The sequence below is a fragment of the Acidobacteriota bacterium genome, assembly GCA_016713675.1.
Lineage (GTDB): Bacteria > Acidobacteriota > Blastocatellia > Pyrinomonadales > Pyrinomonadaceae > OLB17.
In genome coordinates, this window is record JADJOS010000001.1 from 617,760 (window position 1) to 633,954 (window position 16,195).

Sequence of the window (16,195 nt, forward strand, 5' to 3'; positions counted from 1 at the left end):
TCGACTCTCACAGATCATTATGAGCTACGAAAACCAAACCAGTGTTGAATCGCAGATCACACTTCCCGATCTGCTCAAAAAGATGACCGATGCCGGCGGCAGTGACCTTCACCTGTCGACCAACTCGGCACCGCAGGTACGCGTACACGGTCATTTGTCTCCGCTCGTGGGCTTTGCCCCGCTCACGGCGTCGGATACAAAGCGCCTTGCGTATTCGGTCCTGACCGATGCTCAAAAGCACCGATTCGAAGAGAATCTCGAGCTCGACTTCTCCTTCGGATTGAAAGGAATGTCGCGTTTTCGTGCCAATCTCTTCAATCAAAAAGGTGCCGTCGGTGCGGTTTTCCGCTCAATTCCCTACGAGATCAAAACATTTGACGCTCTGGGCCTGCCGCCGATCGTCACAGATCTTTGTAAAAAGCCCCGCGGACTGGTCCTGGTTACCGGCCCGACCGGTTCCGGTAAATCGACCACGCTCGCGTCGATGATCGATAAGATAAATATGGACCGCCACGACCATATTTTGACGATCGAGGATCCGATCGAGTTTTTGCACAACCATAAGAATTGTGTCGTCAATCAACGCGAGGTCGCGGCCGATACGCATTCATTTGGAGCCGCACTTAGAACTGCACTTCGCCAGGATCCGGACATCGTGCTTGTTGGCGAAATGCGAGATCTGGAAACGATCGAGATGGCCCTGCGTATTGCTGAAACAGGCCATTTGACGTTCGCCACACTTCACACCAACTCAGCCTACTCGACGATCAACCGTATCATCGACGTGTTCCCGTCGGCCCAGCAGTCGCAGGTCCGCACGCAGCTCTCGTTGGTTCTCGAAGGCATCATGTGCCAATCGCTGCTGCCGAAAGCAACAGGCGACGGCAGGTGTATGGCGCTCGAAATTCTCATCCCGAATCCGGCTATCCGCAACCTCATCCGCGAGGATAAGATCCATCAGATCTACTCGATGATGCAGACCGGACAGGACAAATTCGGTATGCAGACCTTTAACCAGGCTCTTGCGACACTCGTTCATAAGAAACAGATCACGCTCGATGTCGCCATGCAGCGTTCGTCTAACGCCGACGAGCTCAAGGAGTTGATCGAACGCGGCAGCGGATTGAACTCATCATACGGCGGACCGGCCCGGGCCGGAATGCCGCCCAACGGCCACGCGAGCCCCTACGCTCAGGGACGAAACATCGGCGAAAGGCCGAGATAGTAACGTAAAGCGGAAATTGGAGAACGGAAGATTCAAGCACCTTTCACTTTTTCATTCACCATTTTCCAATTTCCACTTTCGATTTTCCATTGGAGTTAAATATGCCAACATACGCATTTAAGGGTAGAAACCGTCTCAACGAACTTGTCTCCGGCGACCGCGAAGCCGCGACACAGGACGAATTGCGAGCACTATTGCGACGCGAACAGATCGTGATGACGCAGGCCTCAGAAAAGGGCCGCGAGATCTCGATCCCAAAACTCGGCCGCCGCAAAAAGGTCAAGGCAAAGGAACTCGCCGTGTTCACGCGACAGTTTTCCGTCATGATCGATGCCGGTCTGCCGCTGGTCCAGTGTATCGACATCCTCGGCGAACAGCAGCAAAATGCCTTTTTCAAGGATGTCCTGCGACAGGTTCGACAGAGTGTCGAGGAAGGTTCGACCCTTTATGCGGCTCTGGACAAGCATCCGAAGGTCTTCGACAAACTATACACACACATGGTCGAGGCCGGTGAGACGGGCGGTGTTCTCGATCTGATCCTGCAGCGGTTGGCGACCCTTATCGAAAAGGTCGTAAAGCTGAAACGCAGCATCGTATCAGCGTCGATCTATCCGGCCGCAGTCATAGCGGTCGCGATCGGAGCGATCTCGATCATCATGATCGTCGTCATACCGCAATTCCAACAGATCTTTTTGGGCTTATTGGGTCCGGGCGAACAGCTTCCGCTGCCTACTCGTATCGTCATGTCGATCAGTAACTTCCTTGCCGGTTGGGGCGGGCTCTCAACCGCCGTTGCCCTTATCGCAAGCGGTGTCGGCATCAAGTTCTACTACGCCACGCCGAAGGGCCGCTGGCAGATCGACGCTTTGATGCTCAAGATGCCGATCATCGGCAGCATCCTCCGAAAAGTGGCGGTTGCCCGATTTTCACGCATCCTCTCGACACTATTGTCGTCAGGCGTGCCGATCCTCCAATCACTTGATATTACGGCAAAGACAGCCGGTAATGTCATCATCGAAGACGCGATCCTCAAGGTCCGTGCAGGTGTCGAACGCGGTGAGAATTTTGTCGACCCGCTCAAGGCGACCAACGTCTTTCCGCATATGGTCGGCCAGATGATCGGCGTCGGTGAACAAACCGGTGCCCTCGATGCAATGCTCGGCAAGATCGCCGATTTCTATGAAGAAGAGGTCGATACCGCCATCGCCGACTTGCTCGGCTTGATGGAGCCCGTACTCATCGCATTTCTCGGTGTGACCATCGGCTCGATCGTCATCTCGATGTATCTGCCGCTCTTCTCACTCATCGGCAAACTCGCCGGTGGTCCGACGAAATAACCTTGTGGCTTGGCTCACCTCCCTACCAACGAGGTGAGCCCGCCGCTTTGGCCGTTGCTCGTGGTCCTTTCCTCAAATACTAAAACATGCAATCCACCGGTGATGTCAGCTCGATGATCGTGACCTACAACCTGGTTGTCGGCGTCCTGATCATGCTCGCGAGCCCTCAGATCGCGACATTGACGGGATATGCGAGCCGCACTCACCGGGTCATTCTTAAACGATATACACAGATCGGAACCTTCACCGTCGGCGCCGTCTGGGCACTCCTTTCGGGGTTCATCTATGTCGCATGGCACATCTTCAGGATCGGCCTCTAGCACATATCTAAAATAGTAACTACCGTCCGGAAGATTCGATCTCCGGACGTTTTTTTGTAAAAAAATAACGCTTCTTGATTAGAGGACAAGCCGGGTCTGTCTTTTCCCTGCGGTGCTTACCGATCCGCAATACCGGATGACGGATGAGGACGCCCGTTCGCCCAGATATCTTGGGTCTGGCCGGCAACTCGTTTTTGCCGGCAATGTCGGGATCGCTGATCTGGTCGCGGTTGTCAGCAACGGGCGGCTAGGACATTCGTCTGAGCTTGTCCTTAAAGGTCAAAAGGGAGTCTTCCGGCAAAATCTGCTCGTCCTTGTCGGCTCAGTCAGAATCGTCGATTTGATCGTTCTCGTCCGAAGGCAGAGAAAGGACTTTCTGCTCAAACTCGGTCTCCGACAAGGCTAGCGACATTTTACTGCACCCGTTTTTCGATTGTCGCTGGGGGTCTTTTTTATTGTCGCTGACCCTGTTTTTTACTGTCGCTAGCCCCCTAAAACACTGTCGCTAACCCCCTTAAAAACTGTGGCAGAACGCGTTTTTTCGACATTTTCATCAATTTTGCTGATAAAATTGTGGTACGTACCACAATTCAAACCCGAGGTGAAAAATACACGATCGGTCTTCCCCCAAAAATAAAAATATCTTGCTCATTTTGGTGAAATGAAAATATAATACAGCTCATTCGATTTCAATTCCTGGGCAGCTCTGTTAACGGCTGCCAGTCGTTCAGATTTTTGATCCGTACCTATGGAGAATCATATGAAAACACGCTCTTCGCTCAGTTTGATTTTCGGGATCGCTATTGTGATGACGGTCGCATTCGGTTCCTTGTCGCTAACCGGCCCCGGCTCGGGCGCACAGGAACTCGTGCCTGTTTTGGAGCCCTTCGGCGGCGGCGAATTTGAAAATGAGCCAAAGGATCTGATCACAGACGAACAGCGCCGCTCGATCCAGGCTGAGAATCGAGCAAACATTGAACGGCTGACGCGTGAAGGCCTGATTTCAGAGGCTGTTCCGCAGCTTGTGCCGTTATCGTGGCCGGTTCGCAAGACTCCCGGAGTTGACCATTTTAACGCCGACGCCATCTCGAATTACGTCGATCAAAATCTAGCCTTTCCAAATCAGGTACTCGACTGGAATTGCGGTGCAAGGACCTACGATCAGGCGTCGGGATATAATCACGGCGGCATAGACATATACACATGGCCTTTCTCCTGGCACAAGATGGACAATAACCAAGCCGAGGTGATCGCCGCTGCCCCCGGAACTATCATTAACAAGGCGGACGGAAATTTTGACCGCCAATGTGGCTTCGGAGCCGGCAATTGGAACGCGATCTACGTCCGTCACGCGGATAATTCGGTCGCATGGTACGGCCACATGAAGAGTGGCTCACTCAATCCGAAAGTGGTCGGCGACACGGTCGTGACCGGCGAACGCCTCGGCGTGATCGGCAGCTCGGGCAATTCGACTGGGCCGCACCTTCATTTCGAACTGTACAATTCCGCGAACCAGTTGCAGGATCCGTTTCAAGGCACTTGTAATACGATGAACGCAGCATCATGGTGGGCAGCACAGGACCCGTATCGTGTCTCACGCATCAACCGCCTTATCACACATTCCGCTGCTCCGGTCTTCCCGGCCTGCCCAACGACCGAAACCACGAACGAAAAACGTGTATTCAAGCCCGGAGACACACTCATTACGGCCGCTTATTATCGAGATCAAACGACCGGACAGGGAACCAATTATATTGTGCTTAGGCCTGACGGTTCGACGTTTCAATCGTGGACACACAACAGTCCAAATACATACAATTCGTCGTACTGGTACTGGACACACACGCTTCCGGCAAACGCGCCGCGTGGACAGTGGAAATTCCGTGCGACATACAACACGGTCGTTTATGAACAGACCTTCAACGTTGGAGCTTCGACGGCGGTTGATTTTGACGGCGATGCAAAGACAGACCTTTCGATCTTTCGTCCGGGCCCCGGCGAATGGTGGTGGCTAAGGTCGTCGAACGGTACGAATGGGGCCGTAGCGTTCGGTTCGTCGACCGACACGGTCACTCCGGGCGATTTCACCGGAGACGGCAAGACGGATATTGCCGTTTGGAGGCCGTCGAACGGCAACTGGTTCATTTTGCGAAGCGAGGACTTTTCATTCTATGCGTTCCCGTTCGGTACTAACGGCGACGTGCCGGCCCCGGTTGATTATGACGCCGACGGCAAAGCGGATCCGGCCATTTTCCGCCCGTCAAACAGCACTTGGTATATTAATAATTCAGGCGGAGGAGGAATCTCGATCCAGGCATTCGGAACAAACGGCGATGTGCCGGTCCCTGCAGATTACGACGGCGATGGGCACTCAGATGTTGCGATCTTTCGTCCAAGCGTCGGCCAATGGTGGATCAACCGCAGTACTGCAGGTTTGCTCGCTCTCCAATTCGGGCAAAATGGCGACAAGACGGTTCCCGGCGACTTTACCGGTGACGGAAAGGCGGACATTGCATATTTTCGCCCGTCGAACGGTTTCTGGACGGTGTTGAGAAGTGAGGATCTATCATTCTTTGCCTTCCCGTTCGGCACTACGGGCGATCTGCCAAGCCCCGGCGATTATGATGGTGACGGCAAGTTCGACGCGGCCGTTTTCCGCCCGTCCAACTCAACATGGTACGCCAACCGCTCAACCGCCGGAACGCTCATCCAGCAATTTGGAACAACTGGCGACCTGCCCGTCCCCAATGCGTTTGTGCGCTGAGAGCCTGTTTCATCCCTTCGAAAAAAGCTGTCCAAAAGGGCAGCTTTTCTTCTTTTTTTGGCGAAGTTTATTGGGATTTGTGACATATGTCATAGTTCTTGCCCACCGAAATGTGAAAATATTCTCAGTTATTCTTCCGGGAGGGAGCGGCGATGATAGAAAGCCACATTTCCGGACAAATTTTTACAACCGATCGGCTGTTCGCGGGACGTTTATGCATTCCTCCGCCTGAGCCGGAAAATTCAACGCTACTATCCGAAAAAAGCACCGTCTGGCAAGCCGGTGCTTTTTTGTGTTTGCGCCGGATCGGTGAGTGGAGGTCAAGATGAGATACCAAATTCTATTACTCATTGCAGTTTCAATAATTATCTTTGGCGCGATAACGACCGCGAACGGTCAGGCATGCGTGCCGATCCCCTCCGGGGCGATCTCGTGGTGGTCGGCAGAGAATAGTTCCGGTGATAACTTCAACAGAAACAATGCCGTTCTGCAGGGCAACGCGGCATTTACCGCGGGTAAGGTCGGGCAAGCTTTCAATCTTGACGGCGACGGCGACTATGCTCAGGTGTCGACGACATCGGCTTTACCTGTCGGTGCATCGGCACGGACCGTCGAACTTTGGTTCAAAGCTCCGGCGACACCTGGCGAGTCCGGTCTTTTTCAATACGGCACGCCGTCCGGCGGACAAATGTTCGGTCTAATTACATCAAGCAATGCCCCGGGCCGGCTATATTTTTATGGCCATAGTGCAGACCTCGCAGCAAGTACGGTCATCCAGCCAGACACCTGGTATCACGGTGCCGTGACATACGATGGCACAACCGTAAAGATCTACATTAATGGCCAGCTCGAAAATTCCGGGGCCATCGGCCTGAATACCGTGATCGACACAACCGGTATCACGATCGGCTATCGGCCCGGAGGTTCGTCTTGGACGGGTCAGATCGATGAACCGACTCTATATGACCGGGCGCTCTCCGATTCGGAGATCGCCGCGATCTACAGTGCAGGAAGTTCAGGCAAATGTACGATCCAATGCTCGCCCCTTCCGAGCGGTGCGGTCGGATGGTGGCCCGCCAATGGTAACGGCACGGACATTATAAACAGCAACAACGGCAGCTTGGTCAACGGCGTCTCATTTGCACCGGGCAAGGTCGATCAAGCATTCAGTTTTAACCAGTTGAATCAACAATATGTCGAACTTCCATTCGGCACGACTTCGCAGCACCTAAATAATTCGGCGGGTTCCATCTCGGCATGGGTCAATCAGGCACCGGTCGCGGTCACACAGTTTCACATGGTTACGGCATTCGGCAGCGGAGCACCGGGCGAGGCGGTCGGTTTCGGTATCGATAACGGAAATGTGAGGGTCTATCACCATACGGATACGTTTGACTGGCAGACCGGGGTGCCTGTAACAGTCAGTACATGGACGCACATCACCTACACATGGGATGGCACGACCGAACGGCTGTATAAGAATGGGTCGCTGGCCGCGAGCCGGCCGCGGAATTTTAACTACGTTTCAGGGTGGGCACGCATCGGGTTCGGATTTATCAATGACCCTTCGGTCTTTTTTTCCGGACAGATCGACGAGGTCGCGATATTCAACCGAACCCTCATTGCCGGCGAGGTCGCCGCTGTTTATAACGCGGATGCCGCCGGCATGTGCCCGGATTGTGCGCCTCCACCAAGCAATATGATAAGTATGTGGCCCGGCGAAGGGAACGGCAGCGACACGATCGGGAACAATAATGGCACGCTTATGAACGGAGCGACGTTTGCCGCAGGCAAGGTCGGTCAGGCTTTCAACTTTGCCGTTGCGGGTCAGCATGTCGAGATACCGGACAGCCCGAGCCTTCGCCCAGTGAACGGAATAACACTCGACGGCTGGTTCAAATTCAATGAGGCGTCGCCGCAAGCGGCATTGATCTCTAAGCCGTACCTTACGGGTGGATTCAACGCATACGTCATATGGATGCAAGGCGGCAACCTTAACGGTAGCTATGGTGGAGTCTTTTTGTCGTACCCATTCTCACCGACACCCGGCCGATGGTATTACATCGCATATACATACGACGACGCTTCGGATATGCACCGATTGTTTATCGATGGTTCTGTGGTTGCGTCGACAACCGGCGATGGCGACGTCGCTTACGACAGCGCTCCGCTGCTGATCGGAATGGATCGGGACGATGGAATGCCGGTCCTACAGCTAGTCGGCATGGCCGATGAGGTTGGAATCGCCGGACAGGCGATGTCGCCGGCCGAGGCCTTGGCGATCTACAATGCCGGATTCACCGGCAAGTGCAGTTCATGTGCATCACCGCCAGCGAACTTGATCAGCTGGTGGCGGGGCGAAGACAACGGCCTGGATAATGTCGGTTCAAATCACGGAGCATTGTTAAAAGGAACTACCTTTGGTACTGCAATGGTAGGTCGGGGGTTCGTTTTGGACGGAACTGACGACTACGTTCGAATCCCGGCGTCTGCCAGCTTGAATGTTGGTGCAGCGAACGGCCTTACCGCGAACGCATGGATCAGGTCGGACAATTCGACCGGAGAACCTCTCAGACCGATACTCGAATGGAGCGGCGAACCGGGCGACGCGAATGGTTATGGCTCCCATTTCTATTTGTCAGCCGCAGCCGGTGTTTTGTTCGCTAATCTGATCGACACCAGCGGCACATATCATGTTTTCGAAAGCGGTCCGGGCGTGGTTTCTGCTGACTCCTTTTACCATGTAGCATTGACGTACGACAAAACAACAGGGGATGCGAAGTTGTATCGAAACGGCGAAGTCGTTGCCAACACAAACCTTGGGATCTTTACCCCAATGACGGCCAAAAACCTATATCTTGGTGCCAGAGTAACAGATGTGTATGGCGGCCCCGCCTATCGGTTCGCCGGCACTATCGACGAGGTCCAACTATTCGCCCGCACACTATCACAGTCTGAGATCCAAACGATCTATAGGTCGGGAGGACTTGGAACCTGCAATGCCGCCACAGTTCAAGGACCCGGATGTGCTTCAATTCCGGACGGACTGAACACATGGTGGAGGGCTAATGGAAATGCCCTCGATCAACGAAAGGCTAACCACGCAACACTTATGAACGGAACGACGTTTGTCAACGGAATGTTGGGCAACGCCTTTGCCTTTGACGGTGTTAATGACTACGTCACCGCACCGGCATTCAATATGGGCAGCAATTGGTCAGTCGAAGGTTGGGTCAATCCCGCGTCATGTTCAGATGACCGCCACTGTACCGTGTTTGGCAGAAGCAATGGCACTCCCGACGGATTGCTGCTCGCCTATCTGGGAGCGGGCCATACTGAACACAACGAATTTGGACTGAATATTGGTGACGGCAGCGTCTGGCAAGTAGTATTGCGTTCCGGCCTAAAATACTCGTTTGGAAGCTGGTATCACGTGGCGGCGACCAAAAGCGGCGATTCGTTTGCTCTCTATGTAAATGGTGTGCTTCGTGATCAAAAATCAGTCACCGGTGTTTCCGACTCCTACCAGTCAAGGGGGACACGGCTCGGGCTTTGGGATTACGGAACAGCGGCAAATCTACAAGGAAGGATCGACGAGGTCAGCGTTTATGACCGTGCTCTTTTGCCGTCCGAAGTCTGGTCTATTTTCAACGCCGCTTCTGAATACGGTTTCGGCAAGTGTGCGGGCACGCAAACCACCGCAGATCTTGACGGCGATATGTGGTCCGATCTTTCGATCTTCAGGCCAAACGGAACCTTTGGAGCTGAATGGTGGTGGCTCAGGAGCACGGGCGGCAACTCGGCAGTCCAGTTCGGTGTCTCTAGCGACACCGTCGTTGCGGCTGACTACACCGGTGATGGTAAAACTGACGTCGGTTTTTGGCGGCCGTCGACCGGTCAGTGGTACATCCTTAGAAGTGAGGACTTTTCATTCTACGCATTCCCGTTCGGTACGACGTCGGATATTCCCGTTCCGGCTGATTACGACGGTGACGGCAAGGCAGACCCGTCGATCTTCAGACCGTCGAATGCGACCTGGTATATCAATCGGTCCGCGGGAGACGTCGGGATCGTACAATTTGGATCCACCGGCGATAAGCCGATCGGTGAGGATTTCGACGGCGACGGAAAAGCCGACGTTGCGATCTTTCGGCCGAATGGTGTGTACGGGGCCGAATGGTGGATAGCATATAGCTCGGGCGGTGTGTTTGCAACACAATTCGGCCGGCCGACAGACAAGGCCGTACCGGCTGATTACACAGGCGACGGCAAGGCAGACATTGCATTCTGGGATCCGGCGACCGGCTATTGGTACATCCTGCGAAGTGATGACCTTTCGTACTTCGCCTTTCCGTTCGGAGCCGCAGGCGACCTGCCGGTTCCGGGCGACTACGACGGCGATGCAAGGTCCGACCCGGGCGTCTTTCGCCCGTCGAACGGTAACTGGTATATCGACCGATCGACCTCCGGCATTCTCATCCAGCAATTCGGCATCACCGGCGACATGCCTGTGCCGAATGCATTCGTTCGCTGACTCGGACTGAGGTTATTCGGCCCAGACGAAGGCCCCATCGATCGACGATCGATGGGGCCTTTTCTTGCATACGCAATTGTCAGATCACGCGGCACGATGCCGCCGGGGGTTATTTCCGCTCTGACGCAACAGGGATATCGCCGGTAGTACCATACGGATAGCCGTAGTACGACGCGAAGTTGTCGCTGCTTCGCAGAACATACCAGTAGGAATTACTCGGACGGAAGAAAGCAATGTCCGCTATGCCGTCCTTGTCATAATCACCGGGCGTCGGCTTGTCGCTGCTCAGCCCAAATTGAACGCCAAGAACCACGCCGTTGCTGCTTCGCTTGAACCACCATTGGCCGGCCGACGGCCGAAAAATGGCAAGATCCGTCAAGCCGTCGCCGTCGTAATCGGCATCGATCGGTATGTCGCCGTTCAAACCAAAGTGATCGATAAAGGTGGTATTGGTGCTGCTCTGCAGGATATACCAATCACCGGTCGACGGCCTGAAAACAGCCGTGTCGGTAAATCCGTCGCCGTCAAAATCGCCGGGACGGGCCATCGAATCGCAGATCTCAATAACGTAAGGCTGTCCTTCACCTGTAAAGGCGTTCCAGACGACCAGGGTGTAGGGCGTCCCTGCCGTTGCCATGAACGACATGAACTGTCTTTTGTTAGTGCCTGTGACTGACAGGTACGAATCCGCAATGAAATTCGCTTTTGGATTCGTGGGGTCAAAGCTCGAATAGGCAGTGACCTGAAAAACACCCTCGCCGCCATAATAATGGGAACTGACCGTCACACATCCGGAGACCGCCGGCGTAATGGTGTAGGTATCGTATCGGAACGTACCTGTATAATTTGCCTCTACCGGGACCGTCTTGGGCGTGTCGCACGTTCCCGGCGTGCCGCCTGGACGATACAAACGAGCGGGCATTGTACCCGTCGTAACTGACGTCACGCCGTCCGGTATTGCCGGAGCGGTTGCGTCAAGTGTAGATGAAATGTGATGCGCAAAAGCAAGGCCTGAAAAAAGACCTAGCCCGAGCGCGAGAAAGATTACTCTGCTAAATGAAAGGATCCTCATTGTCTTCACCTCCTAAGAACATCAAATAAAGTTGCCTAGACCGGACGTGATTGTTCGATCTCGAACAACGCCGGAGGTGAACTGAAGGTCGATCGCGCGCCGTAACGGTCAATCCACCTCCATATCAATCATGAGCGCAAGAGTTGTGCCAGTCGATAGGACCCGTCGGCGGCGTGCTTTTGTCGGTGACATTCCGGTTCCGGACGCTTATATGCGTGAGTCAGACGAACCTTGAAGTGCGGAAATACTCGCGCGATCATGTGGGCTTTTTCCGTGGTTTTGAGTCTGTTTCATTGTTCGTGTCGACCGAACCGATGTTACGGAAACGCAGATCAGAGCGTAGTCGAACACATGTTACGCCACGTGACCGAATTCGGCCGCGTCCGCATTTTGTGATCCGTGAAACGCGTTTTTGGGGGTGAACCAAACGTGTATTTTTCACCTCACGTTCAAATTGTGGTACGTACCACAATTTTATCAACAAAATTGATGAAAATGTCGTAGAAATGCGTTCTGCCACAGTTTTTAAGGGGGCCAGCGACAGTGTTTTAGGGGGCTTGCGACAGTAAAAAACAGGGTCAGCGACAATAAAAAGACCCCCAGCGACAATCCGTTTTTGGACGGATCAGTACTGTCGCTGGCCGCTCCGCAGCGAAGATCGGTGCCATAAGTGTGTTTCGCCTCTCTCCGACCATTACCACCAAAATAATGAGTTCGACTGTGCCGATGACAATGATGATCATCGGCTCACAGATCTCGGTTTGCCGCATAAAGCAAACTAAAACCCGCCGTTCGCACCGCCAGCCGACGACGAGACCGGCGGGTCCGACAGATTTGATTGAACGTGATCTTAACGACTGTGAAAGTGAAACGGAATTTCTGAATTTGACATGGAAAAACGATTGTCGGATCTTCGTACGCTGCGTTGGTACTATGAGTAACATTCCGAGCGAATCGAAAGAAGGTATGCCTGATCCCGATGATCTGGTTCATCCAACGCTCGACCGCCGGGACGCTTATCCAGCAGTTCGGTGCCGCCGGCGATGTTCCGCTGCCGAGCGCGTTTGTGAGGTAGTCCTGACCCAACCGGAATAAGGGCGGAAGACGGAGACTTGGGTGTTGATCTCGGAAGTTGACGTGGGCCGCCCTTTCAATGTCGTTTCTGCCATTTAGGCATAACGACACGAAATTCGTGTGTTTCCCAGGCGCTACACGAACTCCATTCTTTCTTGCAATTACATTTTTTCTATGCTAAGTAAGTAGCGTTTTAAGGCAAAATTCGATGTGTTGGATCTAGGTTTGGGGTAAACACTCCCCAATGCCTATTTTTTGCCGATTGGGAGATCGTAGTTTGTTGTGGTCTCAAAGCCTCGTGAGTCCGGCTTTTTATCCCTCGATCCGTCGAAATCGCGGGTAAATTTGGACGCAGGCAGAATTTCAGAAAAATCCCTTTTGACTGGAAACAAACAAAAATATGATCAAGATGAATAGCGTTATGCACGAAGTACGGAACTTGCTGATAATTTGCCTGATCGCGTTGGTTGGGCTCACTACAGCCGCCCTTGGCCAATCGAGAACCTCGAGATCGAGCCAAAAACAGATACGGACCCAAAAGCAGAAGACACTTGGCGTTCGAAAACAAAGGCAAAGGTCAAAAGCCGGACTGAGCGCAAACTTCCCGCAGCCCAAATCGGAGGACGGGATCGAAGGCGACCAGAAGGAACGTGACAACTGGTTCATCGATCAGCGAAAGTATCCGTTCGATAAGCTTCCGGATGAGGCCCGGAGACGGGCCTGGCTATCACGCCCCGCAGAAAATTCGATGATGAATGCGACGGCTGCGTCGATCTGGCAATCGATCGGGCCGGCACCGACGACATCGGCGTTTCCGGCGAACTGGGGCGTCACGAGCGGGCGAATAAACGCCGTCGCGGTTTCGCCGGCTAACGCTCAGATCGTACTGGTCGGCGGAGCTGTCGGCGGTATCTGGCGATCGACGAACGGCGGAACGACATTTGCTCCGGTCAGCGACACGCAGGTCGATATGGCGGTCGGTGCAATAGCGTTTGCACCCAGCGATGCCAACGTCGTCTACGCCGCCATGGGCGACTCAAAGAGTGCTTATATGGGAACCGGAGTCCTCAGGTCGGCGGACGCCGGTGCGACATGGACGCGTGTCAGCAACGCGTCGTTCCCGACTCCGGCGCAGGCCGTCAAGGTCGAGATAGATCCGACAAATCCAAACCGTGTATACGTAGTGCTCCAATCGACATTTGCAAACGGAGGGAACGGTGCCGGATTTTTCCTTTCGAATGATGGCGGCGTTTCATGGACCAATACGCTATCGGGTATGGGCACGGACCTCGTCCGGCACCCGACCGAAGCCGCCACACTTTTTGCCGCATTTGGCTTTGTAAACCTCCCGAATACCGCGGGCGGCGTTTTTAAATCCATCGACAGCGGAGCGTCCTGGAACCGGATCTATACATCACCGATCGAAGCTCAGGTCGTAAAACTGGCGATCGCACCCTCGAACGGCCAGGTGCTCTACGTTCTCGCCGGCGACAACCCGAGGCCGCGGCTCGAGGTGACGACCAACGGCGGCGGCATGTGGACGAACCGCGGTTCGGCAACGTTCGACGTACGACAATTCGGTTATAACAATTATGTATATGTCAGTCCGGCAGACCCGAACACGGTCTATGTCGGTACACGCGACGTGTGGCGGAGTACTGACGGCGGCGTGAATTTCACCAATCTTAACAAGAATTTTCAGAGCCCGACCGACAACACATATACTCCGACCCAGTCCAACGCTCATCCCGACCAGCACTCGATGTTTATCAGCCCCGGGGCTCCGAACACGATATACATCGGCAATGACGGCGGCGTATGGCGCGCGACCGACGGCGGCACTACATTTCAAACGCTTAATGCATCGCTCAATTTGTCGATGTTCGTCGGCCTGTCTCTTCACCCGACCAATGCAGCAATTTCGTACGGCGGTACGCAGGACAACGGCACACAGAGAAGGACCGGACAATCCACGTGGCAGGAATTTTTTGCCGGCGACGGAGGGCACGCCGTGATCGACGCCGTCGATCCGTCGATCGTGTTCGCGTCCTACGTCAACGGATATATGGTCCGCTTTCTGAACAACGGGGATAACTATGACGCTCCGGTCGGCTGCGAAACATTTGTGACGTGTGCGACATTTAACAACGACCGCGTGGCATTCTACCCGCCGATCACTGGTAACGGTCTTAATTCCAACCTCTATATCGGCACTTACCGCATTTATATCAGTGCGGATCGCGGTGCGACGTGGACCGCACCCGGCGGAGCTCAGGACCTGACGAACGGCGGAACGGTCTCGGCCATTGGCGTTGGGCCGGCTAACCCGAGCGTGATCTATTCCGGATCGAGCGACGGCAGGGTCATGGTCAGTACGAATGCCGGCGTGAATTGGAATCCTGCCGGGACCAATATCCCTAACCGTTCTGTTACGAGCATCACGGTCAGCAGAACGAATGCAGCGGTGGCATATCTCACGGTCTCGGGGTTTGGTTCGGGGCACGTGTTCAAGACGACCAATACCGGCGGAACCTGGACGGATATCAGCACAAACCTGCCGGACGTGCCGGTCAATACGCTGCTTGTCGATCCGCGAAATGCAAACACGCTCTATGTCGGAACGGACATCGGCATCTTTCGTTCGCTCAATGACGGCGGAGCCTGGTCCGGATTCAACAGCGGCCTGCCGCCCGCGGTCATCACTAAGATCACAGCTCAGCAGAACGGTCTGATCCAAGCCGCGAGCTATGGGCGGGGTGCTTACCAGTTGGCGGTGACCGGCAGTGCCCCGTTCGATCTGGACGGTGACGGAAAAACGGATCTGGCGATCTTTCGCCCCGGCCCGGGCGAATGGTGGTGGCTCAGGAGCAGCAATGGCTCAAACGGAGCGGTCACCTTTGGAGCCGGAAGCGACATTCTTACGCCGGCGGATTACACGGGCGACGGCAAGATGGACATCGCTACGTTCAGGCCGTCGACCGGATTCTGGTTCGTGTTGAGGAGCGAGGATTTTTCGTTCTATGCGTTTCCGTTCGGGGCGAATGGCGATGTGCCGGTGCCGGCGGATTTTGATGGGGATGGGAAGTCGGATCCGGCTGTGTTTCGTGAGAGTTCGTCGACTTGGTACATTAACAAGTCGTCGGGCGGGACCGATATATTCGGGTTCGGGTCGGCCGGTGATAAGACGGCGGTGGCCGACTATGACGGTGACGGCAAGGCTGACGTGGCTATTTTCAGGCCGGTCGGTGTGAACGGGGCCGAGTGGTGGGTGCGGCGTTCGTCGACCGCAGTGGTGGCTGCATTGCAGTTCGGTTCGTCCACCGACAAGGCCGTTCCCGGCGATTTCACGGGTGACGGCAAGGCTGACATCGCATTCTGGCGGCCTTCGACGGGATTTTGGAATGTGCTGCGGAGCGAGGACCTCTCGTACTTCGCGTTCCCGTTCGGCACGACCGGTGACGTGCCTGTCGCGGGCGATTACGACGGCGACGGCAAGACGGACGCGGGCGTCTTTCGGCCTTCGAACTCAACGTGGTTCATCCAACGCTCGACCGCCGGAACGCTGATCCAGCAGTTCGGTGCCGCCGGCGACGTACCGCTGCCGAGCGCGTTTGTACGATGAGTCGGAGTAAAATGCCATTTGTCAGAATTTGATCGTAAGTTTCGGTGCCAATGACTTGGTCAATTGGCAAGAAACTGGTTAAACTGAATCCTAATTCGATCTGGTCATGCGGCCTTTTTTGGGGCCGCATGGTCGTTTCACCCGCCAGCCCGAATCAAACTAAGATCACTTTGCGCAACTTCTGACTGGAATTGGTTTGCAGTCACCGCCGTGATCGTCGAGAAAGTCGACGCACGTACGTTGGATA

General features: G+C 54.5%; 8 protein-coding genes. 7 read left to right on the top strand and 1 reads right to left on the bottom strand.

The window, feature by feature from the left end:
- Window positions 1-19: 19 nt before the first annotated feature.
- From IPK01_02825 to IPK01_02850, 6 genes are all read left to right on the top strand, one after another.
- Complete coding sequence (locus IPK01_02825; GenBank protein MBK7932431.1) at window positions 20-1,225, top strand: type IV pilus twitching motility protein PilT; 1,206 nt, start codon at window positions 20-22, stop codon at window positions 1,223-1,225.
- A gap of 101 nt (window positions 1,226-1,326) precedes the next feature.
- Window positions 1,327-2,562 (top strand): type II secretion system F family protein, encoded by a 1,236-nt coding sequence (locus IPK01_02830; protein MBK7932432.1) that lies wholly within the window; start codon window positions 1,327-1,329, stop codon window positions 2,560-2,562.
- A gap of 86 nt (window positions 2,563-2,648) precedes the next feature.
- Window positions 2,649-2,882: a hypothetical protein gene (locus tag IPK01_02835; protein ID MBK7932433.1), complete on the top strand. Its 234-nt coding sequence runs from the start codon at window positions 2,649-2,651 to the stop codon at window positions 2,880-2,882.
- Window positions 2,883-3,018: 136 nt separating this feature from the next.
- Window positions 3,019-3,288: a hypothetical protein gene (locus IPK01_02840; protein ID MBK7932434.1), complete on the top strand. Its 270-nt coding sequence runs from the start codon at window positions 3,019-3,021 to the stop codon at window positions 3,286-3,288.
- 354 nt (window positions 3,289-3,642) lie between these two features.
- On the top strand, window positions 3,643-5,646 hold the full coding sequence (locus IPK01_02845; protein ID MBK7932435.1) for a VCBS repeat-containing protein: 2,004 nt from the start codon (window positions 3,643-3,645) through the stop codon (window positions 5,644-5,646).
- A gap of 325 nt (window positions 5,647-5,971) precedes the next feature.
- Window positions 5,972-10,180 carry a hypothetical protein gene (locus tag IPK01_02850; GenBank protein MBK7932436.1) on the top strand — a complete coding sequence of 1,403 codons (4,209 nt, stop codon included), beginning with the start codon at window positions 5,972-5,974 and terminating at the stop codon, window positions 10,178-10,180.
- A 109-nt stretch (window positions 10,181-10,289) separates the two neighbouring features.
- Here IPK01_02850 and IPK01_02855 read toward each other — a convergent pair whose 3' ends face one another.
- A complete protein-coding gene (locus IPK01_02855; protein MBK7932437.1) occupies window positions 10,290-11,252 on the bottom strand; it encodes a VCBS repeat-containing protein in 963 nt (320 codons plus the stop codon).
- Between the two features lie 1,474 nt (window positions 11,253-12,726).
- On the opposite strand from IPK01_02855, the gene IPK01_02860 reads away from it, so the two are divergent.
- Complete coding sequence (locus IPK01_02860) at window positions 12,727-15,948, top strand: VCBS repeat-containing protein (GenBank protein ID MBK7932438.1); 3,222 nt, start codon at window positions 12,727-12,729, stop codon at window positions 15,946-15,948.
- The last annotated feature ends 247 nt before the right edge of the window (window positions 15,949-16,195 follow it).